At 40.1% G+C, this 22,163-nt stretch carries 22 protein-coding genes and 1 pseudogene; 7 read left to right on the forward strand and 16 right to left on the reverse strand.

The features are described 5' to 3' along the window. Nucleotides 1-59 precede the first annotated feature (59 nt). The 4 genes from Q0Z55_RS10565 to Q0Z55_RS10580 all read right to left on the reverse strand — a co-directional run bounded on the left by Q0Z55_RS10565 (nt 60) and on the right by Q0Z55_RS10580 (nt 2,042). Nucleotides 60-206: a hypothetical protein gene (locus Q0Z55_RS10565; protein ID WP_297428200.1), complete on the reverse strand. Its 147-nt coding sequence runs from the start codon at nt 204-206 to the stop codon at nt 60-62. Continuing rightward, nucleotides 199-510, reverse strand: coding sequence for an XRE family transcriptional regulator (locus tag Q0Z55_RS10570; protein WP_297428203.1), 312 nt, complete (start codon nt 508-510; stop codon nt 199-201). Before Q0Z55_RS10570 ends, Q0Z55_RS10565 begins: the two co-directional genes overlap by 8 nt. A 158-nt stretch (nt 511-668) precedes the next feature. Further along, nucleotides 669-1,319: a TniQ family protein gene (locus tag Q0Z55_RS10575; protein WP_297428206.1), complete on the reverse strand. Its 651-nt coding sequence runs from the start codon at nt 1,317-1,319 to the stop codon at nt 669-671. A gap of 51 nt (nt 1,320-1,370) precedes the next feature. Continuing rightward, on the reverse strand, nt 1,371-2,042 hold the full coding sequence (locus tag Q0Z55_RS10580) for a heteromeric transposase endonuclease subunit TnsA (protein WP_297428209.1): 672 nt from the start codon (nt 2,040-2,042) through the stop codon (nt 1,371-1,373). A 41-nt stretch (nt 2,043-2,083) separates the two neighbouring features. On the opposite strand from Q0Z55_RS10580, the pseudogene Q0Z55_RS10585 reads away from it, so the two are divergent. Further along, nucleotides 2,084-2,737: pseudogene (locus Q0Z55_RS10585) on the forward strand (ATP-binding protein); the annotation flags it as partial. On the opposite strand, the gene Q0Z55_RS10590 reads toward Q0Z55_RS10585, so the two are convergent. Next, nucleotides 2,727-3,662 carry a patatin-like phospholipase family protein gene (locus Q0Z55_RS10590; RefSeq protein ID WP_297428212.1) on the reverse strand — a complete coding sequence of 312 codons (936 nt, stop codon included), beginning with the start codon at nt 3,660-3,662 and terminating at the stop codon, nt 2,727-2,729. The pseudogene Q0Z55_RS10585 and the gene Q0Z55_RS10590 sit on opposite strands and share 11 nt — an antisense overlap. A gap of 91 nt (nt 3,663-3,753) precedes the next feature. Beyond that, nucleotides 3,754-4,515, reverse strand: a complete 762-nt coding sequence (locus Q0Z55_RS10595; protein ID WP_297428215.1) for a TorF family putative porin — start codon at nt 4,513-4,515, stop codon at nt 3,754-3,756. Nucleotides 4,516-5,302: 787 nt separating this feature from the next. Here Q0Z55_RS10595 and Q0Z55_RS10600 point away from each other — a divergent pair. Continuing rightward, complete coding sequence (locus Q0Z55_RS10600) at nt 5,303-6,601, forward strand: OprD family outer membrane porin (RefSeq protein ID WP_297428218.1); 1,299 nt, start codon at nt 5,303-5,305, stop codon at nt 6,599-6,601. 67 nt (nt 6,602-6,668) lie between these two features. On the opposite strand, the gene ppa is transcribed toward Q0Z55_RS10600, so the two are convergent. Both ppa and Q0Z55_RS10610 read right to left on the reverse strand, forming a co-directional pair. Further along, complete coding sequence (gene ppa, locus Q0Z55_RS10605; RefSeq protein ID WP_122900469.1) at nt 6,669-7,205, reverse strand: inorganic diphosphatase; 537 nt, start codon at nt 7,203-7,205, stop codon at nt 6,669-6,671. Between the two features lie 94 nt (nt 7,206-7,299). Beyond that, nucleotides 7,300-7,704 (reverse strand): MAPEG family protein, encoded by a 405-nt coding sequence (locus Q0Z55_RS10610; RefSeq protein WP_297428224.1) that lies wholly within the window; start codon nt 7,702-7,704, stop codon nt 7,300-7,302. Between the two features lie 92 nt (nt 7,705-7,796). On the opposite strand from Q0Z55_RS10610, the gene Q0Z55_RS10615 reads away from it, so the two are divergent. Beyond that, nucleotides 7,797-8,198: a hypothetical protein gene (locus tag Q0Z55_RS10615; protein ID WP_297428227.1), complete on the forward strand. Its 402-nt coding sequence runs from the start codon at nt 7,797-7,799 to the stop codon at nt 8,196-8,198. 29 nt (nt 8,199-8,227) lie between these two features. Here Q0Z55_RS10615 and Q0Z55_RS10620 read toward each other — a convergent pair whose 3' ends face one another. The 6 genes from Q0Z55_RS10620 to Q0Z55_RS10645 all read right to left on the reverse strand — a co-directional run bounded on the left by Q0Z55_RS10620 (nt 8,228) and on the right by Q0Z55_RS10645 (nt 16,611). After that, on the reverse strand, nt 8,228-9,904 hold the full coding sequence (locus Q0Z55_RS10620; RefSeq protein ID WP_297428230.1) for an AMP-binding protein: 1,677 nt from the start codon (nt 9,902-9,904) through the stop codon (nt 8,228-8,230). 136 nt (nt 9,905-10,040) lie between these two features. Further along, nucleotides 10,041-12,260 carry a DNA topoisomerase IV subunit A gene (gene parC, locus Q0Z55_RS10625; protein WP_297428233.1) on the reverse strand — a complete coding sequence of 740 codons (2,220 nt, stop codon included), beginning with the start codon at nt 12,258-12,260 and terminating at the stop codon, nt 10,041-10,043. Between the two features lie 124 nt (nt 12,261-12,384). Next, a complete protein-coding gene (locus tag Q0Z55_RS10630) occupies nt 12,385-13,704 on the reverse strand; it encodes an MFS transporter (RefSeq protein ID WP_297428236.1) in 1,320 nt (439 codons plus the stop codon). Nucleotides 13,705-13,826: 122 nt separating this feature from the next. After that, nucleotides 13,827-14,471, reverse strand: coding sequence for a trimeric intracellular cation channel family protein (locus Q0Z55_RS10635; RefSeq protein WP_297428239.1), 645 nt, complete (start codon nt 14,469-14,471; stop codon nt 13,827-13,829). 51 nt (nt 14,472-14,522) lie between these two features. Beyond that, entirely contained in the window at nt 14,523-14,987 is a 465-nt protein-coding gene (locus Q0Z55_RS10640; RefSeq protein WP_297428241.1) for a YchJ family protein, read from the reverse strand. 46 nt (nt 14,988-15,033) lie between these two features. Further along, on the reverse strand, nt 15,034-16,611 hold the full coding sequence (locus tag Q0Z55_RS10645) for a transporter associated domain-containing protein (protein ID WP_297428244.1): 1,578 nt from the start codon (nt 16,609-16,611) through the stop codon (nt 15,034-15,036). 273 nt (nt 16,612-16,884) lie between these two features. Between Q0Z55_RS10645 and Q0Z55_RS10650 the strand changes: the two genes are divergently transcribed. Further along, the gene (locus Q0Z55_RS10650) at nt 16,885-17,505 is read left to right on the forward strand and encodes a TIGR00730 family Rossman fold protein (RefSeq protein WP_297428247.1); all 621 of its coding nucleotides are present in this window, start codon (nt 16,885-16,887) and stop codon (nt 17,503-17,505) included. A gap of 47 nt (nt 17,506-17,552) precedes the next feature. Here Q0Z55_RS10650 and Q0Z55_RS10655 read toward each other — a convergent pair whose 3' ends face one another. Continuing rightward, a complete protein-coding gene (locus Q0Z55_RS10655; RefSeq protein WP_297428250.1) occupies nt 17,553-18,527 on the reverse strand; it encodes a hypothetical protein in 975 nt (324 codons plus the stop codon). 231 nt (nt 18,528-18,758) lie between these two features. Between Q0Z55_RS10655 and mdtD the strand changes: the two genes are divergently transcribed. From mdtD to Q0Z55_RS10670, 3 genes are all read left to right on the forward strand, one after another. Beyond that, nucleotides 18,759-20,141 carry a multidrug transporter subunit MdtD gene (gene mdtD, locus Q0Z55_RS10660; RefSeq protein ID WP_297428253.1) on the forward strand — a complete coding sequence of 461 codons (1,383 nt, stop codon included), beginning with the start codon at nt 18,759-18,761 and terminating at the stop codon, nt 20,139-20,141. A 100-nt stretch (nt 20,142-20,241) separates the two neighbouring features. Beyond that, entirely contained in the window at nt 20,242-20,949 is a 708-nt protein-coding gene (locus Q0Z55_RS10665) for a GH25 family lysozyme (protein WP_297428256.1), read from the forward strand. Between the two features lie 318 nt (nt 20,950-21,267). After that, a complete protein-coding gene (locus Q0Z55_RS10670) occupies nt 21,268-21,621 on the forward strand; it encodes a RidA family protein (RefSeq protein ID WP_297428259.1) in 354 nt (117 codons plus the stop codon). 1 nt (nt 21,622) lies between these two features. Here the strand turns inward: Q0Z55_RS10670 and Q0Z55_RS10675 are convergent, their stop codons facing one another. After that, a complete protein-coding gene (locus Q0Z55_RS10675) occupies nt 21,623-22,102 on the reverse strand; it encodes a DUF2726 domain-containing protein (RefSeq protein ID WP_297428262.1) in 480 nt (159 codons plus the stop codon). Nucleotides 22,103-22,163 lie beyond the last annotated feature (61 nt).

Consider the following 22,163-nt stretch of genomic DNA (forward strand, 5'->3'; position numbering starts at 1 on the left):
ATGACAATTTTATATACTCCATAAACCCTTTAAATTAATTAGGTGGTTTATGTCGCACTTCAAGTTTTACTCTGCCAAGTATTATGATCTTGGCTTGTGTTAGTAAGAGTAGCGTAGGGCAATAACTCTGGGCAATCTAAACCAAAAGAATAAAAAGAAGATACATCTGCTCCAAAATCAGGTAACAGCTTTTCTAATTTAATCATTAGTATCTTCCATAAATAAATCGAACTCAGGATGGGTTGGATGATTGCCACCAAAGCAACCAGTTGTCCCAGCCCCTCTAGGTTTTTTTGGAGAAAGCTTCAAACCACAAATTATCTTCTTATAATCAATTGCTTGCTTATTCATTTCAGCAATAAGTACAATTATTACAGCAAGATGCGTTGGTATTTCTCCTGAACGAGCATAATTTGAAATAGAGTTTGGATTCATACCAATTAAATCAGCAAATGCACGAACACTAAGATTCGCCTTTTTCAACTCACAGATGAAATCTGAATAAGTCATTAGCCCTAAAATTTAACACATAAATTAATGCAATCTAACACATTAATTTATGTGTTAAAATAGCACGGATAAATTTTTTTGAATATTACCAAAATATATGAATAGTGAATTTAGCAAGGTTAAGTGAGACCAGATAGGCAGAGCGACTATAGTTAAGTTTAATTTAATGGATCAACTAGTGCTTTACACACCCAATTTGGAGCACAAGATTCGTTGCTTCTTAAAATAAATGTAGTAAAAGGGTGTGGAATTTCTTCAGCGAAAATTTTAAATTTATCCGGCCAATCTAATAAAAAAAGCGATACTTTCCAATATAGCTCCCTTCTAACGGATAGCTTCATTAATTCAGTTTGCTTGTTTTTACTCTTATCTAAGTTTTTATTTAAACGTTGTAATCCTTGAGCCAGCACTCGTATACCCTTAAAAAAAACAATCGAGGGAATATAACATTCTTTTATATATACATAATTGTTATTTAAGGCAAATTGTATTTTTGAGGAAAACCTGATTTCCGCATATGTTGCCAGCTTAGTTTTTTGTAATCTTAAATTTGCGTCACAGTGCCAACACTTAGCTAAATCAAGATGAATGGGTAACTGTACCTTATTCACCATATCACATCTAAAGGGCAAAACTGGTTGTTGGCATTGACTACAACAATCTCGCAAATAAGTAAAATGTTTAGGACAAACAGTTAGGTATGCTACTCTCCAACTTTTTCTAAAATATGGTTCACCATCAGCCAAGCAATAGGGGCAAAATAATTGCCCATTAAACTTTCTAAGTCGATGATAAACACCTAAAGGCAATATGATATGTCCTATCTTTCCACGATACAATCGCGCCAGGCAGTATCACTCTCATACCATCCAAACTCTACTATTCATTGTAATTGGTACACTTAAATCAATTTGTAACTCACGTCTCGCAACCATCCCCCATATGATCGGTAAAACCTTAGCTTGATTCCATTTATCAAAAAATAATGTATTAAGAATATTCTGAGGAGTTGCTACTGATAAGATTTTTAATTTTTCTTCTATTTCCAAGTTCATGACAGGATCATATATATGCTTATAAGATGTTAAAAATTTGACATTTTTTAAGAAAGGAGTCCTTATTCGGTCATCTGTTAGTATTTTAAATATCCAACCATTCTCTTTAGCATATTGATTAGCTGCTCGAAATTTTGGCACCCAATCATTAAATTTACCTACAAACTCATTCCTATACTTTACTTCCACTAAAACAGGGGTAGAGTCAAAAGATGTATTTTCTGGATAATACTCAATTAATCCATCAGGAATGTATTTGTGCCAAATATTATTTTTATCTCGGTATCTAATAGTAATTGGTTGAGGCGTATAGAATTTAACATGAGGATCAAAATCCAATAAAATCATTAAATCTCTTTCTAGAGATGACTCGTACCGATTACCATTAGGCATAGTACCTGTTAAAGATCTACTTTGAATACCGATTTTTCTAACAGGCCCTTCTACTAAATTTGATTTCATAATTGCAATTATCATGAATAATTTTGCTATTATTGCATTTAATTTGGCTTTTTACAGGCGGTTCACAACCCAAACCCGGTGAAATCACGCTTGCTCATTTAGGGGTTTTATTTTTAGATGAATTACCAGAATTTGACCGAAAAGTATTAGAAGTTTTACGCCAGCCACTTGAATCTAAACAAATAGTGATTTCCCGTGCTTCAAGGCAAATGACCTTTCCTGCCAATTTCCAACTGATTGCCGCGATGAACCCTTGTCCTTGTGGTTATGCCTTTCATCAAGATCAACGCTGTAAATGTTCTGCTTTAAGTATTCAGCGCTATCAAAATCGTATTTCAGGGCCATTACTCGATCGTATAGATTTGCATATTGATGTCCCCCCTTTGCCAGCTGAAGAATTACAAAGCCGCCTGCCTGCTGAAAATTCAGCCACAGTACGTGCACGAGTCATCCAAGCGTATGAGCAACAAATTAAGCGCCAAGGCATACTCAATAGCGCCTTAAGTCCACAAGGCTTAGAACAATATGCTTGCCTTAATCCGCAAGCCCAACAAATTTTAAGCCTTGCTCAACAACGTCTTAATTTATCGGCACGTGGTTATCATCGTGTGTTACGCGTGGCTCGCACGATTGCCGATTTAAACCTGAACGCCAATATTGAAAGTGCACATGTCACTGAAGCGTTGTCTTATCGAGGAGCTACGCAATAAGCTCACAGAGTTTATCTAAATCTAAACTGTGCTTTTGAATGAGTCGTGCAGCCTCTTGTTGTAATAAACTGATATTGCCTTGCGTGGCATTATCTAGATCATCTGAAGCATAGGTGAGACTTTGTTGTAAGCGGAAATAGCGCTCCGCTTCTAATAAATTATTAAGCTGATAATCTACCGCATCTGCCATACCATCAAACATACAATTGAGTAGTGGTAATACCCATTCCAATTTGCCCCAATGTTTAGCTTCATGATAATAAATGGGGCGCACTAATTCGCCTGTACCTAAAGATAACAACAAAATATCAGGTTCCTCAGGGAAAATCCGACGTGCCTCAGCATAAGCCGACATAGCAGGATTATTCACAAAAATTCCACCATCCACCAATACACGTGGCTCACCGTTGACGGCAATGTTTGCAGGTTCAAAATAAGTGGGTGCAGCAGCAGTGGCACGCCCTGCATCACGCATCAGCACATCGGCATATTCAGCTCGCCAACTTTTTAAAAATAAAGGCTCACGTTTTTCTAAGTCATAGGTGGTAATCATGGTTTTAACTAAGCATTTGGCTAAATCCGTATTTTTAAAATAGTCTTCTAATACTGCTTCCAAACCATGATCAGAATAGGTTTCATCCGTTAAGCCACCCACAGAAGAAAAGCCTTTCCATAAGGAGCGAGCAAAAATTTCGCGCCCTCTTGAGGCATAAATTTCAGCTAAATCCGCAGCGCTATATTCAGGTCGACCAAACGTGTCGGCTTTGGTTAAACCTAAACTTAAAATTCCACCTGTAGATGTACCTGCAAATAAGTCAAAGCAGGCACTAATCGGTTTATCGGTACGTTTTTCAATTTCAGCCAATACTAACGCAGGAATAATGCCGCGAATCCCACCACCATCAATACTTAATATTTTTTTCATGCTTCGACGCTTTGATTATTATTGTTTTATTTGTATAGCATAAAAAAAGCGGCCAAGTCTTGACCGCTCATCATGAAGTAAAATGTTCAGCTTAGAAATTATAGCTTAGGCCAAACACGACTTTGTTTTTTTGTTTTTCATCAACACGGTTATAGCCAGCAAAAATCATATCGACGCTCATATCTGCACCGGTGTTGCCTAGAGGATGGCTCAAGCCGGCAGTAAAATGACGGAAACCAAAATCTTCTGTAGTATCAAAATATTTGCTTGTATCATCGTTATAATAAGACACACCTAAAGAGGTATTGAGGGTAAAATCACGTGGTAAAGGATGGCTATAAGACGCAAGTAAATAGGTATCACCTGTGTTGCCCCAATTGACATCATTCCATAAGGTTTGCGCAGTTAGACTTAAATTTTTATAGTTCACACCCAACACACTTTCAAGCACATCAGCATCGGCATCTGATTCATAGTAATAATAATATACAGCGCCTAAGTTATAACCCCAATCTGCATTAATACTGCCGTTATAACCCAAATAAAAATCATGTTCAAAAGTATCACTACCTGTGTAGTCACCCACTTCATCATCATAGTCTGTGAGTGAGTAACCAATGGTTGAACCCCAATAACCGGCATAAAAACCAGATGCATGACTATAATCTAAACCGCCTTGAATAGTGACCTTGTCATTTTCAGGGCTATTGGTCATACCACGTGAATTATAACTTGATAACACCGCAATGTTACCGCTGATTTGATGTTCAGAATTGACTGCTTCAGCCGCAAATGCTGTGCTTGATCCTAATGCTAAAAGCAATGCTGCCGATAGTTTTGTTGTCAATTGCATGATAATTCCCCTATATATTGATGTTTTTCAAATTCGTTTTTACTTAAGTCAAAAGTTAGCAATAGCTATGCCAACCTGATAAAAAAGATCGTTTTAAAAATACGCTTTCACTCTAAATAACTGTTTGCTATTTATTTTTATCAAGAATATTCATGTCATTTAACACGTTATAATCTACCTATCCCTCCTCCAATTGTATTTTTGGCATAAGTTAAAATCATAATAAAATTCGCTTTTTTAAAAGCATGTTCTTTTGCCTATAAATAGTGCATTTTTTTGATCTTTATGCACCTTATTAAGATTTGACAGAAAAATCTAGCAAAATTAACGGCTTTTTGGCTCATGCTGCTATCAAGTTGCATTTTTTCTAATAGTTTTTGCAAATTAAACTTTTTCTAACCCTGCCTAAACCACTGTGCACTAATCATTGAGCTTAAAGCGCTTAGTTCTTAAGATGTGTTGCTTGATTAAAATGATGATGATATTTGTAAATATCGCTATTAAAGTAGTACACACCAAAATATTGAAGCATAAAATTTAGCCATAAATTTTGAACAAAAATTTTATATATATGATTGTTTTTAATATTAAAATCACTATTTCTTCTATATTTAAACAACCAAAAAAGAAAAAAAACTATCGCATCCTTTGGCTCAATTGTGTACTTTTAAGCAAATAAATTATACAAAATCATATTTTGTCGTAGTGTTATGCATTTTTACTGCACTGCTGTGCTCAAAATATGGGCTTTTATTTCCCCTTAAATCTTGTATGAGGCTCTCTCCCAATGCAAAAACTTACCTTGGTGGTTTTAATCCAAGCCGCACTGATCTCATCGGTATATGCCAGCGAACAAAGCGAAGCCAAAGGCTTTGTTGAAGGTGCTGAAGGTTCTGTGCTTTTCCGTACTGGCTATTTAAACCGCGATAAAAAAGATGGTTTAAACGACACAAGTTCGGCTGCACAAACGGCGATCTTTAAACTTGATTCAGGCTTTACTCAAGGTAAAGTGGGCTTTGCTGTAGGTGTGGTTGGGGATGCATCAATCAAGTTAGGTGCCAATAAAAACACAGGCAACCAAATGATGCCGCGCGATAGTTCAGGCGATGCCTATGATCATTGGGTACGTGGTGGTGCTCACGTTTCAGCACGCGTTTCAAACACAACCATGACTTATGGTACACAAGTGTCTGAATTGCCTGTACTAGCCAGTAATACTGCACGTTTAGTGCCTGAGTACTTCACAGGTTTATATGTAGAAAGTAATGAAATTAAAGACTTAACCTTAATTGGCGGTAAGTTCACACAAAACCAATGGTCAAATGATCTTAAATCAGATGCCCAAGGGTTAGATAGCGCAATTTTTTGGGGTGCAAAATACAAGTTTAATGATCAAATCAATGGTTCATACTATGGCGTTGATGTTGAAGACAAACTTGATCGTCACTATGCCAATGTCAGTTATACACGTCCTTTAAAAAACGATGCGTCATTGAGTTTAGATGCAATGGGCTATCAAACTGATTGGGAAGCAGGTGCAGCAACTACCGACAAACGCAGTCTAACTGAATCTTTAAGTAACACCATTTGGGGTGTATCTGCAAGCTATAACAAAGATGTTCATAGCGTAGCGTTGTCTTATCAAGACAATAGCGGCGATATTGGCTATGACTATGCCTATAACGCAGATGGCTTACAAAGTATTTATGTACCAAACTCATACCTTTCTGATTTTAACGGTAAAGATGAAAAATCAGTGGGTTTAATGTACAACTACAACTTTAAAAATCATGGCTTAGCGGGCTTAAATTGGACCAGTGCTTTTGTTTATGGTTGGGATATTGATATTGCCGAATACGACAATCCAACCAAAACCATTGACCAAGCAGAAGAACACGAGTTCTTTAACCAAGTGAAATACACCGTACAAAGCGGTGCTATGAAAGATGCAAGTTTACGCTTACGTCACTCTTATTTACGTAGCAGCGACACCTATAGCAATGCCTCAGGTAATTATGTGAGCAATGGGATTGGTTCGACCAATGAATGGCGTATTTGGTTAGATATTCCTGTGACATTATTCTAATTTTTACAAGAAAATTGGCATAAAAAAACCTGCACACTGTGCAGGTTTTTTGCTTGAAGCTGACAACTTATTTGTTGGCTTCTTCATAGGCTGCAATTGAGCTTAACACTTCTTGTTTTGCAACATCAGCGCCTTCCCAACCACTTAACTTAACCCATTTACCAGGCTCTAAGTCTTTGTAGTGTTGGAAGAAATGTTCAATTTGGCTGATCAATAATGGTGGAAGATCAGTATATTCTTGCACGTCTTTGTAAATTGGCGTTAATTTGTCGTGTGGAACAGCAACAAGTTTTGCATCAACACCACCGTCATCTTCCATGTTGAGTTTACCAACAGGGCGGCAACGAATCACAGAACCTGGTTCAACTGGATGTGGCGTTACCACAAGTACGTCTAATGGGTCACCATCAAGCGATAATGTATTTGGTACATAACCGTAGTTCGCTGGGTAGAACATTGCTGTACCCATGAAACGGTCTACAAATAGTGCATCAGAATCTTTGTCGATTTCGTATTTAATTGGCGCTGCATTGGCAGGAATTTCAATAATTACGTAGATATCGTTTGGTGCGTCTTTACCCGCTGGGATGTTGCTGTAGCTCATAGCATCACTCTCAAATTAAGCTGTCTTTCAAAGCGCAATTATAGCGACTTTGTGTATTATCCGTTGCCGATTATACACCGCTCAACAGGAATTTTTAGCCCACTGTGAGTTTAATCACCAACAGTAACAACAAAACAGGACATGATAGCGCCATAAACCACACAATCGAACGTAGGGTTGCCCAGTTAAGCAAATAACATGCGCCATACACTACACGTAACAACAAATAGGCAATGCCAAAGGTCATAATAATGCTATGCGAGATCACCATATATTCCGCAATTAAAATAGCGGCAATAAATAAAGGTAAACCTTCAAAGCTATTTTGTTGCACTGCATTGGCACGTGCTGCCAGACCTGTGGTTTGACTTAAAAATTGACGTGGATTTTGATTATCTTGAGCACGAAAGCCCCCTGCAACTTTAGCAATCACCGCAAAAGCATAGGGTAATAAACAAGCAGTTAAAATGAGATAAATAATTCCACTTATACTTTGCATCTATATCGTTTCTCAAGTTGCACGAAGCTTGCATCATAGCATGGCAATTTGTTAAATAGAGCCTTTGCTACAATTGCACTTAGGCTAGGGTTATGAACGATCAAGAACAACTCAAGATGCTTGCCATCCTTGAGCAACAAAAATTGCATCAACAACAAGTTGATCGCGTGCTAAAAGTCGTTTTGCCAGTTGTGGCATTTTTATTGGCCATGATCTGTGCCAATTTTAATATGCTCTCCACTTTGGGGACGATTGTCATGATGACCGTGGCCTTTTGGATGGTCGGCATTCGTCGTAAACTGGTCTGGCATTGGGCCACCATTGTCATAGTGTATTGCCTCATAGATAACCTATATAGCTATCAAGGCAGTTTTAATTTAGATGCTTTTGGCCGTCAATGTGGTACTACTTTGGTGTTTTTATGGATTATTGGTATTGGTCGCCCTTATATTGACCGCTGGCTGATGAAAAGTGATGCCACACCACGCAAATAAAAAAAAGCGCCTTCACGGCGCTTTGATTTTTAAGCTGATTTACGTAAATCTTTACGCAGGATTTTACCCACATTAGATTTTGGTAATTCATCCATAAACTCCACATAACGCGGACGTTTATAACCAGTTAAGTTTTCTTTGGCAAATGCCAACACCTCTTCTGTGGTTAAAGACGGATCTTTTTTCACCACAAACAGTTTTGGTACTTCGCCTGATTTTTCATCCGGAACGCCAATTGCAGCCACTTCAAGCACCTTTGGATGTTTAGCAATAATTTCTTCAATTTCTGAAGGATAAACATTAAAGCCAGACACCAAAATCATGTCTTTTTTACGATCGACAATTTTGATATAGCCACGGCTGTCCATCACACCAATATCACCGCTACGGAAAAAACCATTGACCATGGATTTTTCGGTTTCATCAGGTCGGTTCCAATAGCCTTTCATGACTTGTGGACCACGAATACAGATTTCGCCTTGCTCACCTAATGCCACTTCATTGCCATCGTCATCTAAAATCGCCACTTCGGTCAGTGGTAAAGGAATACCAATGGTGCCACTAAACTCATTGGATGCTGGCGGATTCGCTGTGGCAACCGGTGAAGTTTCTGATAAACCATAACCTTCGGTAATATTGGTGCCGGTAATTTTTTTCCATGCTTCTGCAGTTGATGGCAATACCGCCATACCACCGCCCATGGTCATTTTTAAACGACTATGATCAAGCTGTTTAAACTCATCATTATTGACCAAAGCATTAAATAAAGTATTTACCGCAGGGAAAAAGGTCGGTTGATATTTACGTAATTCTTTAATCACCGCAGGTAAATCACGCGGATTGGGAATCAAGACATTAGCTTGACCTTTATACATGCCATATAAGGCACAGACCATAAAAGCAAAAATATGATACAGCGGTAAGGCACACAAGAAACGATCATCTGGTGCACCATCTTGATTGCCAAATTTACTTTGGAAAATGCCATCACATTGCAATAAGTTAGCCACTAAGTTGCGGTGGGTCAGCTCAGCACCTTTAGACACACCTGTCGTACCGCCGGTGTATTGCAACACGGCTGTATCACTTAAAGTCAAACTTGGACGCTTGTACTGGCTGGCCTGTGCTTTGGCCATTAATGGATTAAATTTAACGTGATGCGGAATATCCCAAGCCGGAATTTGTTTGCGCACCGAACGCAACACAAAATTGACCAAAGTCCCTTTAAGCACACCCAACATATCGCCCACTGAAGCGACGACCACATGTTTGACTGGCGTTTTACCCATAATTTTTTGGTAAACATGGGCAAAGTTTTCCACAATCACCAAGACTTCCGCACCTGAGTCATTCAGCTGATGTTCAAGCTCACGTGCGGTATACAGTGGATTAACATTGACCAAAACAAGGCCTGCACGTAACACACCCACAGCCACCACAGGATATTGAAGGACATTGGGCATCATCACCGCAATACGCGTACCTTTGGCTAAATTCAAAGACTGCAAATACGCAGCAAATTTGCGACTTGCTTCTTCTAACTCAGTAAAAGTCATGGCTTTATCCATAAAGATAAAAGCATCACGTGCGCCGAATTTTTGGAAATTACTTTCAAAAACATCTACTAACGAGGTGTTTTCTGGTGGTAATGTAACAGTTTCAGGAATCCCTGTTTTTCGATACTCAGCAAACCAGATCTTTTCCATAATCCCAATGTCTCCCACTAATTTTGTGTCTTTACTCTTATTGTCAATGCTGCACTCATTGTTATACGTGTAATGTGCAGCATTGCTTCCATCTTCACGATTCAAGTATATAAGCGTATTGACAACAAAACCGGCATTATCTTTGAACGAAGAGTTTCGTTGCTTTTTGATAACCACGCGGTAACAGTTGCCCTTTAGAGGCTCGCTTAGCCACATACTTGAGTAGATCATCAGCTTTGAGCTTTAACTGCTGTTGACCTGCAACCACATGAATTGTTTCATCTAAATTCAATAACGCTACGGCAAGCAGCTGTTCTTGATCTTCTAGTTGTACCAATTTATTCCCCTTACCTTTGTTGAGGATTGGTAATTCTGTAAGATCAATCACCGCCACTCTACCACCAGAGGTAAGCACAGCAACATGGCTAAACTGCTCAATGGCTTGAATATCTAACATGTGGCTATTTTCTGGCAAAGTCAAAAAGGCTTTTCCAGCTTTGGCACTGGTATCTAAGTGTTTGGCTTGGGTTTTAAAGCCAAAGGCCTTACTGCTTAACACCAAAATTTCAGCGTCATCTTCGGCAATAAAGACCTGCTTAAAGCCAATCCCATTGGCAGGGCTGAGTTTAGAGCTTAATGGCTCACCAAAACCCCGCGCCGATGGCAATTGATTAATGGCAAGCGCATAACTACGCCCTGCTTCATCTAAAATATAAGCACGTTGATTAGACTTACCTTGCGCATGACTTAAGTATTGATCGCCGGCACGGAAATTTAAATTGGCTACATCTACATCATGACCTTTGGCACAACGCACCCAACCAGCTTGTGAAATCACCACCGTAACAGGATCAGCAGGCAGCATGTCTTGTTCATTAATGGCTGTCGCTTCTTGGCGCTGGACAATCGGTGAACGACGGGCATCGCCAAATTTTTTCGCGTCTTCTTTTAATTCAGCAATAATGAGATTCTTCAATGAATCAGGATTATCCAATTGCTCACGAATAACCGCAGCTTTGCCTTCTAAATCGGCTTGTTCGGTGCGAATATTTTGCTCTTCAAGTTTGGCCAACTGACGTAGTTTTAAATCTAAAATGGCATCGGCTTGAATCTCATCAATGCCAAATTGTTGCATTAAAATGGCTTTGGGATGGTCTTCTTCACGAATAATGCGAATCACTTCATCGACATTTAAATACGCCACCAATAAACCGCCCAAAATATGCAGGCGCTTTTCAATTTTATTTAAATGGTAACTTAAACGACGGGTTACGGTTTGTTTACGAATCTCAATCCATTCCAGCAAAATACGACGGATGGATTTCACTTGCGGACGACCATCCGCACCAATCATATTTAAGTTAACGCGATAACTTGATTCTAAATCGGTGGTGGCAAATAAATGGCTCATCACCGCTTCTGCATCAATACGATTCGAGCGCAGTACAATCACAATTCGGGTTGGATTTTGATGATCCGATTCATCACGAATATCACTCACCAATGGCAATTTTTTGGCTTGCATTTGGTCGGCAATTTGGGTGATGACTTTTGAACCTGATACTTGGTACGGCAAATCTGTGATGATGATTTCGTTTTTATCGACTGTATAAACTGCACGTACCCGATAACTGCCACGACCTGTGGTTTGAATTTTAAGTAAATCTTGCGGTGAGGTAATAATTTCCGCTTTGGTCGGTAAATCAGGTGCAGGAATAAATTCAGCCACTTTTTCGTCGCTTAAATTTGGATTACGGATTAACGCAATCGTGCCTTTAATGACTTCACGTAAGTTATGCGGTGGAATGTCGGTGGCCATACCCACAGCAATCCCTGTAGTACCGTTCATTAAAATATTTGGTACACGAGCAGGTAAATTGACCGGTTCTTTCATTGAACCGTCAAAGTTATCTTGCCAATCACATGTGCCTTGCCCCAATTCTGACAACAATAAATCGCTGTAAGAGGATAACTTGGCTTCGGTATAACGCATGGCAGCAAAGGATTTTGGATCATCCGGTGAACCCCAGTTGCCTTGCCCTTCAATAAATGGATAGCGATAACTAAAAGGCTGTGCCATTAACACCATCGCTTCATAACAAGCGGAGTCACCATGCGGATGGTATTTACCTAAAACATCACCTACCGTACGTGCAGATTTCTTCGGTTTGCCACTTGGCTTTAAACCGAGTTCACTCATGGCATACACAATACGACGTTGCACCGGCTTTAAACCATCACTGATATGCGGTAATGCACGATCCATAATCACGTACATGGCATAGTTTAAATATGCTTGTTCGGTAAATTCTGCTACTGAGCGATTTTCTGTCGCATGATGCACAAGGCTTGTCATACCAACCTATAATCCTAAAATAATATTTTTGTCTTGGGAAATTATAATGCGATGTCGCCAAAGAAACCTAATTACAAATCCCGATGCGACAACGCATGACGCTTATTAATTCAATCAAGCGCAGTTACTTGGAAATGGATTCCAAAGTACGGCCTTTGGTTTCTTCGCCCAACACTAAAATGACCACTGCCACAGCCACTAAAACAGCAGTAAACATCATAAAGACATAACTAAAACCATCGTCTTTGACCATTAAATGCGTCACCGCCAGTGGTGCAGCAATGCCACCAATCCGCCCAATCGCTGCCGCCCAACCTGAGCCAAAAGCACGAATATGGGTTGGATATTGTTCTGGGGTATAGGTATAAAGCACACCCCAAGCACCTAGGTTAAAGAACGACAGTAAACAGCCCCATAACATAATCAATGCAACGCTGTCAGCTTGGCCAAAGAAGTAAGCAGAAACTGCACACATCCCAATAAAGATGGCCAACGTGGCTTTACGCCCCCATAACTCTACCAGCCATGCCGCCACAATATAGCCCGGCAATTGTGCCAAAATCATAAATAGGACATATTCAAACGACTGCACAATGCTATAGCCTTGTTGTACCAACAAACTTGGCAGCCATGTAAAAATGCCGTAGTAAGAATAGACAATTCCAAACCAAATCAACCACAGCATTAAGGTACGACGTGCAAAGATACCCGACCATAATTGTGAAAATGAACCAGTTTTCTGCTCAGCAATCTGTTTAACTTCGATCTGTTCAATGACTGCCACACCGCATTTACGCTCAATGCTTTGCACTAGTTCGTGTGCTTCTTGAATCCGCCCACGATGGATTAAATACGGAATTGACTCAGGTACCATCTTCCAGATTACAATGGCATACAACGCAGGAATACCACCAATTAAAAAGGCCATATGCCAGCCAAATTTTGGAATCACAAAATAAGACACCAATGCTGCACATAACCAGCCTAAACCCCAAAAGCTCTCAAGCAAGACAATAAAACGGCCACGCACATGGGCTGGAATGTATTCACTGACCAAGGTCACAGCAACAGGCAGTTGCCCACCTAAACCTAAACCCACAATAAAGCGAAACACCAACAACCAAGTTAAGTTAGGCGCAAAAGCACATGCTGCTGTGGCTAAGCTATAGATGACTAATGTGGTGGCAAAAACAGTTTTACGCCCAATACGATCGGCTAAAGCCCCCGAACACACCGCACCAATCGCCATGCCCACAAAACCAATCGAGACTACCCAGCCTTTTTCAGTGGGCGTCATCGACCAATCTTCTGCCATTTTGGCCAAAATAAATGAAATTAAGCCTGTGTCCATGGCATCGAACATCCATCCCAGTCCGATGACCCACAGCAAGGTATAGTGAAACTTACCGATGGGTAAGCGTTGAATTCGCGAAACTAAATCCATAGCAAGATCTCTGATGAGGTGAAAGGAAGCGTACTGCTTTCACAACAGGATGTATGATTTTGCTCTTTGTTATACGCTAAATTGCTCAAAATATCTGCTATTTTAAGCGGGTGCGTTGTTTATTATGAAGCGTCTTTTGAAGAAGCAGATTGTTCATCATCTTCTTTATAGATAAATTTAGGCATCTCTAGCCCAAAATAAATCGCAATACAGCGCAATGAAAAACCAAATACCAAAGTGGCAATCACGGTCAGCTCAAGCGACAAACCAATCTCTAGGCAAGCCCAATAGCAAATCACAGCCACAAACGAAATACTGGCATACAATTCACGGCGAAAGACTAAAGGCACATCATTACATAAAATATCACGTAAAATACCGCCCGAAACACCAGTCAGTACCCCAGCCACAGCACACACCACAAAACCATGTCCCATTTCTAAGGCAATTTGACAACCAATAATGGTAAAGCCAATTAAGCCTAATGCATCAAGCAATAAAAAGATGGAGCGCAAATGACGCATCCATTTGGCAATCATGATGGTAAAAAATGCAGCACAGCAGGTCAGCACCAAATATTCAGGATGCTTGACCCACGTTAAAGGATAGTGTCCCAACAAAACATCACGCACCGAACCACCGCCTAATGCAGTGACACAAGCAATGATCACTACACCAAACCAATCCATACTACGCCGACCGGCAGATAACGCACCGGTCATCGCTTCAGCGGTAATTGCAATAATATAAATAACGGTCAGTAACATGGCCTGAGTATCCGTGTAGGCGCTTTCTTGCGCGCTATTCTATGCCAAAACTTATAAAAATGCTGCGCAGCACTGCTTAAATTTTTTCCCCGAACCACAAATACAAGCCTGCTTCATGGTCGGTTGATGATCTGTGGTTGGGTCTAAGAAATACCATTGCCCTGCGTGCTGTACAAAATGCGATACTTCATGGTGAATATGCGCCTGTGTAGCATCATGGTAATGCGCTTTAAATTCAACTTGGGCATGCTTTTTGGTCAATTTTTCTTGAGCTTGCACAACCTCAAGTTTGAGCCATTGATTGCTTTTACTCCACTCCAAAATAGCAGGTACATCTAAATGTGGCTGCTGCAATACTGCGGTGGTTTTTACAATGTAGTCAATTTTTTGTTTGGCAAAAGCACTATAACGTGAGCGCATCAATTGCTCGGCAGTGTGTGCATGCGCTTGGCCTAAATGCAGCGGCTCACAACATAAACTATAATCAGGGCTGCCACATGGGCATAAATTAGACATCATTTCTCAAAAAATAGCGCATTGATACGCGCTATTTTAACCTGATTTAATGCGTTATATCTTTATCTTGCAGTTTAGCCACAATATGGACTTTCTCAATTTTATGTCCATCCATGCTGATGACTTCAAAGATATGTTGTTCATCATGCAACACTTCGGCAATGTGGGGTAAATGCCCTAAATGAAACAAAATATAGCCCGATAAAGTGGAATATTGCTCTGCTTCGTCCACTAAATCACGCCCAAGTAATAAAGACACATGACGAATATCACTCGAACCTTCCAAAATCAAGCTACCATCTGGCAAGGTTTCTGCGCTAATGCTGCTTTGGTCTTTATCGGGAAATTCACCAGCAATTGCTTCTAAAATATCTATGGGCGTAACAATGCCCTCAATTGAGCCATATTCATTTAGCACAATCGCCATTTGTAGCGGTGCTTGACGCAACTGTTCCATCACCATCAGCAATTGCGCATTTTCATGCACAATCACAGGCTCACGCAAATGTTGCTCCACATTTAACACACCCGTTGCCACATATTCATTTAACAAATTATGGGTCAGCATCACACCAGCCATCTGATCTAATTCGCCGTGCGCCACAATCACGCGTGAATGGCTAATGCCAAGCAATTGCCGTTGAAGATGCTCGGCATCGCTAGATAAATCAATCCATTCCAATTCAGGGCGCGGTGTCATGACTGATTTCACTGGACGCTCAGATAGACTTAACACGCCTTGTACCATAACACTATGATAAATACTGTTGTCTTCATCAAAAACTTGATTGGCAAAGTCACGAGTAGCAAGCACATCATGGCTTTGTGGCTGCTCAAGGTTTTTTCCACCCAACATACGCATAACTGCTGAAGCGGTGCGATAACGTAAATCATGTGTAGTGACTTGTTTTTCTTGATTACGACGCATCAATTGGTTAAAAAATTCAATCAACACCGAAAAACCAATCGCGGCATATAAATAGCCTTTTGGAATATGAAAACCAAAGCCTTCAACCAACAATGAAAAACCAATCATCATTAAAAAACATAAACATAAAATCACCACCGATGGATTTTTATTGACAAAATCCATGAGAGGTTTTGATGCCCAAAGCATGATCCCCACTGCAATAATCACCGCAGTCATCATCACCGATAAATCTTTAACCATCCCCACTGCGGTAATTACACTATCGAGTGAAAATACTGCATCGAGCACCACAATTTGTATAATGACCATCCAAAAAGTGGCATGCACAGGATTTTCCGCTTTTAAAGCAGGTTTACTTTCTAAACGCTCGCGTAATTCCATTGTGCCTTTAAACAGCAAAAACATGCCGCCAAACAGCAAAATCAAATCACGACCTGAAAACTCATGCGCAAAAATCGAAAATAAAGGCTGAGTTAGCGTTACTACCCAAGCAATAGATGCCAACAAAATTAAGCGCATCACCAAAGCCAACATTAAGCCCACAATCCGAGCACGATTACGTTGTTCAGGTGGCAGCTTTTCCGCCAAAATGGCAATAAAGACTAAATTATCAATACCTAAAACAATTTCCAGCACAATTAAAGTGGCTAAACCCACCCATGCCGCAGGATCTGACATCCATTCAAATATCATGATTGCTGCTCCTGTCGCGGTATTTTGTTGTTATATGATGTATAAACTGGGCTATTTTCAGTGATATTCCAAAGATGACCATCACGCATATGCTGAATAAATGTTATGAAATATAATTTGAGTATAGGCAATGTATTTAAGAAATTCACGATTTTTATCATATAGTGATATTAAGTTAGGTTTAAGACTGAATGTTTAGATCTGCATAAACTGTCATATTGGTTGCATAAACTTACTGGGAAAATAAAAAAATAATGTTAAGGTGAAAAAAACATGAATAGCGAACTAAAAATGCCACAACAATTACATCTTCCTCAAGCCCAAACGACCCAACCTTTGATTGCCTTATATTGCGGTTCACGTGTGGGTAATGATCCCATTTATTTACAAACCGCGATTGATCTTGCACAAGGTTTAGCAGAGCAGCATTTTGGTTTGGTGTATGGCGGAGCGAGCATTGGCTTAATGGGTCAAGTTGCAGATACCATGATTGCACACGGCGGTGAAGCTGTAGGGGTAATTCCTGAATTTATGCTCGATTATGAAATCGCCCATACCCATTTAACCGAACTGCATGTGGTACAAACCATGCATGAACGCAAAGCCTTAATGGCAGAACGTGCCAGTGCTTTTGTAGCCTTACCCGGTGGTTTAGGTACGTTTGAAGAAATCTTAGAAGTTGCCACTTGGGGACAACTCAATCAGCACCAAAAACCTATGGTACTGTATAACGTCAAAGGTTTTTATAATGCTTTAATTGCTCAATTAGACCACGCTGTCTTAGAAGGATTTTTACCACCACAGCATCGCGCCAAATTGATTGTATGTGAGCAGGCACAGCAAATTTATAACGTCTTGCAAAACTTAGATACACCCAAAAATGTTAGGGTTTAAATACAAAAAAGCGAGCATCGAGCTCGCTTTTTTTAAATCTGCTCCGCTTAAGAAGCTAAAGCCGTCACAGTTTCATAGAACCACGGTAATGTTGTGGCTAAAATGACAGACATCGCCAAGCCGAACATCAACTTCATAGCATCTTTACTCACATTACGTGAAGTACGGCGCTTACCGACTGTTTGAATTAACATTGAGATGGCAAACTCACGACCTGCGAGTAAACCCAAGAATACCCATGTGGTACTCATTGGAATGTTGCTCCACTCTTTGAAAACCAACAAGATAATCGCATAAATAAAGTCAACAATAGTCGCAGCACGCACATCGTTTACATCAGTCTTGGTATCCACAATCTTTTGGATTGCGCCACCACGTTGGTAAAGAATAATACCCAACAGCACTACAAATACAGCAATCGCAAACATTAAGAATTCGAATGGTACTTGACGTGGCACGTAGACAAAGATGTTGGCTAAATCTTGAATCAGCCACTGGCTCCACAAGAATGCAGTCGATAACCACTGCAACACAACCCATTTGGTTGAATGCTCTTGATCTTTGGTTTGGTTAAAGTACACCGTCATTTTGTTGGCAACAAAACGATAAATGATTAACGCTGTGATAAAGGCAACTGCATAACCCATCATCGATTTCACCATCATCGAACCTAAGCTCGATGGTGAGAAAATCGTGAGCACCAAGAATGTGGTACTCACCGGAATACCATATTTGGTTAAAAACAACAGTAAAATTGGCGGTACGATGTACAACCACGTAATGCCACCCTCAGGGAATGGAATGGTTTCAAGTCGACCATAAGATGCATCACCAACACCTGATGCATACCAACCGTACATAAGAACCACAACTAAGATACTGCTGATAAAAATCCACAGAATCCACCATGGGCGATGGGAGTTTGATGAAAGGAAGGTACCTAAAGTTTGTGGTACGTCATTCCCAACAATGGAGTAGGCTGCTAAACAGAAGCCAATGACCATTAAGATTTCAATTGTCATAACAAAAAATGCTAGATCATAAATTTGTTGCGATGTTATGGCGTTTTTATGACAATTTCATGAACTTTGCTGCTTTTTTATCGGCTTTTTGCTCTAAATTAATCAGTACAATGAATTTCAAGGGATTTTTTATATAAAAAAATACAATTTAGCCAAAATATAAACACAGCAAAGGCTCAGTGTTTTGTGAGCACTTCTATTAAACTAGAATAAAAATTCGCGTGATTGCCAATGACTGCCTCTGCCCATCAAGCCTTACAACCTGAATTTCGCCTCTTGGTGCTTTTGGTCTCGATTGGCTTTTTTATGCAAGGCTTAGACACCACCATTATTAATACAGCCTTGCCCAATATTGCCGCGCATTTAGGACAAGATCCCTTAAGCATGCATAGTGTGGTGGTGGCCTATGTGCTGTCGGTGGCAGCCTGTATTCCATTGAGCGGTTGGTTGGCAGATCGGTTTGGCGTGCGTAATACGTATTTTGCAGCCATCGTAATTTTTACTTTGGCATCCTTAGGTTGCGGTTTTGCCAGCAGCTACACTGAATTGCTGCTTTATCGCGTGCTCCAAGGTGTGGGGGGTGCTTTACTCATGCCCGTTGGGCGTTTGGCTATGCTCAAGATTATTCCGCGTGACCAATTTTTATCTGCCATGAGTTTAATGAGTCTTGCCGGTTTACTTGGCCCTTTAATGGGACCTGCCTTAGGTGGATGGATGGTAGAGTATGCTTCCTGGCAATGGATCTTTTTAATCAATTTACCCATGGGACTGTTGGGTGCCTGCATGACCTTTAAGATTATGCCCAACGTTAAAGAGACTACGGTCAAAAGTTTTGACTTTATGGGATTTGTGTTGCTGTTTATCGCGATGGTGGGTTTATCCTTAGGCATTGAAAACTTTGCCCATCCAACACAAGCACTGTGGCTTTCTATGCTGCTGATTGGATTGAGCTTAGCTGCCATGGCTGGTTATGCTTATCATGCCCATAACCATCAAAATGCTTTATTCCGCAGTCAGTTGTTTGCCAATAAAGGCTTTACGATTGGAATTTTAGGCAATAGTTTTGCACGTTTAGGTGGCAATGCCATTCCATTTATTTTACCGCTGATGCTGCAAGTGGTTTTTGGTTTTGATGCACTGACTACAGGTTTACTGATGATTCCCGGGGTATTGGGTTCGTTGGCGTCTAAACCTCTAATTCGCAAACTGATTCAGGTTTTAGGTTATCGTCGCTTTTTATTAATTAACACTTTATTACTTGGTTTATGTATTGCCAGCTTTGCCTTAACCCATGCTGATCTGCCGCTTTGGCTACTCACGCTACATTTGTTTATTTTTGGCTTATTCAACTCATTGCAGTTTGTTGCTATGAATACCTTTACCTTAAAAGATTTATCACAACACAATGCAAGTAGCGGCAACAGCTTCTTGTCCATGATTATGATGTTGGCAATGAGTATTGGGGTGGCATTGGCAGGGACTTTAGTGAATGTCTTGAGTGGCTACTTAGGTTCTGCTCATTTAGAACAAGCCTTTCAGTTAAGCTTAATCTGTTTAGGGGCAATTAATCTAATTGCTGCTGCAATTTTTTGGCAGATTCCTAAAAACACCTAGCACGAGTACACTAAGCTCAAGCTATTTAACTTGTAGGCTTCACCCTATGCTCCACTTACGCTTCAGCACTCGGGCAAAATTGATTGCGCTTGGCATTGTAATGAGCATAATCTTGATTGGCATAGTGTGGGGACTGTTTCATCAACAAACCAACAGTGCGCACAATCAACCTATGGTGCAAGGTTTTGATGTATCCCATCATCAAAAACAAATCCAATGGCAAAAAATTTCGCCACAAAAATATCAATTTGTGTATCTTAAAGCCACTGAAGGCGGTGATTTTAGTGATACTCGATTTCAAGAAAATTGGCTCAAAGCACGTGAGCAAGGCTTACATGTAGGTGCTTATCATTTTTATCGTTTATGTCGTGATGGTAAAACCCAAGCTCAACATTTTATTCATACCGTGCCTAAAAAAGCCGATGCCCTACCACCAGCTATAGATTTAGAGTACGACAGCACATGTATTAATCATTACAGCAAAGAACAATTATTAAATGAAATTCAAATCATGCATGATGCTTTACTTGAGCATTATGAAAAACAACCGATTTTTTATACCACACCCGCCTTTTATCATATTGTGCTAGTCGGTCATTTTAAAAGTACTCCGCTTTGGATTCGTGACTATAAAGGGCAACCCAAGCTGCCTGAGCCGATGACTTGGTTATTTTGGCAATATAGCAATCAAGGCAAAATTGAAGGGATTAACGGCCCTGTAGATGTCAATCGTTTTAACGGCAATCCACAAGCTTGGCAAGATTTCTTAATTCAGCAGCAAGTCATTAAGCAGAAGGCAATTGATTAAATGCTGTATATCGGGGCTTTTGCTCACACGCTAATAGTTCAAGCAAGCTCTAAAGCAAATATTTGTGAAAAATAGGGATTCCATTTTCGCCAATTTAGGTTAATCTATGCGCGCAATACATTACCCCTGTATGTGCTGAGATGCTAAAAATCACCTTTATTTTTGGCATACTGTCCTGTGATTGGCGCGATGATCCATCCAAATATTACAGGGCGTCTCTGTTCATTCTTGTTCTGTATCTGTGATTGCTCTTGCAATTGTGCTAGGCCTGACTACACTCAATAAAAATACATCAGTGTTAGGTCTAGGAATAAAATAATGACGGTACAGCGCTTACACGTTTCACAACGTTTCTCAGAAATTGCCATTTCAGGTCAATTGGTGCATTTAGCCGGTCAGCTGGCAAATGACACGAGCCTTGATATTATTGGGCAAACCACGCAAACCTTAGAAATCATTGACCACTTTTTAGCAGATGCAGGTACAGATAAATCAAATATTTTATCGGTTACCATTTATTTAAAAGACATTGAGCAAGATTACGATGCATTTAACCAAGTGTGGGATGCATGGGTCAGTGATATTCAAGCACTGCCACGGACTTGTGTCGAAGCGAAAATGTATCGACCTGATGTTTTAGTTGAAATGACAGTGGTTGCTGTTAAACCTTAAGCTAAAATGACATTGGGGCATGACTTAACTGATAAGCTTTGTCCCGATGGCGCATGTCTAAATGATCATTAAAGACAATATGGGCATTTAAAAAATCACGCTTTAACTCACTCAGTTGTGGCACTTGGGTATAACGCAATACTTTGTAGCCTGCCATTTTAAGTAAATCATCTTCATAATAATCTTGCTTGAGCCGCTTTATGGCATGACTTTCGGTGAGTGCCACCACGGCGATAATATGATGATCTGTATCAAGCAAAACAAAATCTGCCACCATATTGCGATATTTAGAGCGAGTTCTTGGATATTTGGTGGTTAATAGCGCATCAAAAGACACCTGTGCCAAAATGTTCTTTTCAGGCAACAAAGTTTTTAAGCGTTGGTAAATCAACTGCTGTTGGGGGCTAAAAATAGCCCTTTGCTTTAACGCACTATCTGCTGGTCGGCGATACCACAATATCTGCCTGAGCAACAAAGTCATACATCCTAAAAGCAAAATGCTAATGAGCATATAAATCCACATGGTTAATATCCCAATTGTT

The organism is uncultured Acinetobacter sp., assembly GCF_947626835.1.
In the GTDB taxonomy this organism is placed as follows: Bacteria; Pseudomonadota; Gammaproteobacteria; order Pseudomonadales; family Moraxellaceae; genus Acinetobacter.

What these genes read in the sequence shown, in the direction of transcription:
- Q0Z55_RS10565 (WP_297428200.1), bottom strand. Translation starts at nt 206, where the DNA reads ATGATTAAATTAGAAAAGCTGTTACCTGATTTTGGAGCAGATGTATCT.
- Q0Z55_RS10570 (WP_297428203.1), bottom strand. Translation starts at nt 510, where the DNA reads ATGACTTATTCAGATTTCATCTGTGAGTTGAAAAAGGCGAATCTTAGT.
- Q0Z55_RS10580 (WP_297428209.1), bottom strand. Translation starts at nt 2,042, where the DNA reads ATGATAATTGCAATTATGAAATCAAATTTAGTAGAAGGGCCTGTTAGA.
- Q0Z55_RS10590 (WP_297428212.1), bottom strand. Translation starts at nt 3,662, where the DNA reads ATGAAAAAAATATTAAGTATTGATGGTGGTGGGATTCGCGGCATTATT.
- Q0Z55_RS10595 (WP_297428215.1), bottom strand. Translation starts at nt 4,515, where the DNA reads ATGCAATTGACAACAAAACTATCGGCAGCATTGCTTTTAGCATTAGGA.
- Q0Z55_RS10600 (WP_297428218.1), top strand. Translation starts at nt 5,303, where the DNA reads ATGCAAAAACTTACCTTGGTGGTTTTAATCCAAGCCGCACTGATCTCA.
- ppa (WP_122900469.1), bottom strand. Translation starts at nt 7,205, where the DNA reads ATGAGCTACAGCAACATCCCAGCGGGTAAAGACGCACCAAACGATATC.
- Q0Z55_RS10610 (WP_297428224.1), bottom strand. Translation starts at nt 7,704, where the DNA reads ATGCAAAGTATAAGTGGAATTATTTATCTCATTTTAACTGCTTGTTTA.
- Q0Z55_RS10615 (WP_297428227.1), top strand. Translation starts at nt 7,797, where the DNA reads ATGAACGATCAAGAACAACTCAAGATGCTTGCCATCCTTGAGCAACAA.
- Q0Z55_RS10620 (WP_297428230.1), bottom strand. Translation starts at nt 9,904, where the DNA reads ATGGAAAAGATCTGGTTTGCTGAGTATCGAAAAACAGGGATTCCTGAA.
- parC (WP_297428233.1), bottom strand. Translation starts at nt 12,260, where the DNA reads ATGACAAGCCTTGTGCATCATGCGACAGAAAATCGCTCAGTAGCAGAA.
- Q0Z55_RS10630 (WP_297428236.1), bottom strand. Translation starts at nt 13,704, where the DNA reads ATGGATTTAGTTTCGCGAATTCAACGCTTACCCATCGGTAAGTTTCAC.
- Q0Z55_RS10635 (WP_297428239.1), bottom strand. Translation starts at nt 14,471, where the DNA reads ATGTTACTGACCGTTATTTATATTATTGCAATTACCGCTGAAGCGATG.
- Q0Z55_RS10640 (WP_297428241.1), bottom strand. Translation starts at nt 14,987, where the DNA reads ATGTCTAATTTATGCCCATGTGGCAGCCCTGATTATAGTTTATGTTGT.
- Q0Z55_RS10645 (WP_297428244.1), bottom strand. Translation starts at nt 16,611, where the DNA reads ATGATATTTGAATGGATGTCAGATCCTGCGGCATGGGTGGGTTTAGCC.
- Q0Z55_RS10650 (WP_297428247.1), top strand. Translation starts at nt 16,885, where the DNA reads ATGAATAGCGAACTAAAAATGCCACAACAATTACATCTTCCTCAAGCC.
- Q0Z55_RS10655 (WP_297428250.1), bottom strand. Translation starts at nt 18,527, where the DNA reads ATGACAATTGAAATCTTAATGGTCATTGGCTTCTGTTTAGCAGCCTAC.
- mdtD (WP_297428253.1), top strand. Translation starts at nt 18,759, where the DNA reads ATGACTGCCTCTGCCCATCAAGCCTTACAACCTGAATTTCGCCTCTTG.
- Q0Z55_RS10665 (WP_297428256.1), top strand. Translation starts at nt 20,242, where the DNA reads ATGAGCATAATCTTGATTGGCATAGTGTGGGGACTGTTTCATCAACAA.
- Q0Z55_RS10670 (WP_297428259.1), top strand. Translation starts at nt 21,268, where the DNA reads ATGACGGTACAGCGCTTACACGTTTCACAACGTTTCTCAGAAATTGCC.
- Q0Z55_RS10675 (WP_297428262.1), bottom strand. Translation starts at nt 22,102, where the DNA reads ATGACTTTGTTGCTCAGGCAGATATTGTGGTATCGCCGACCAGCAGAT.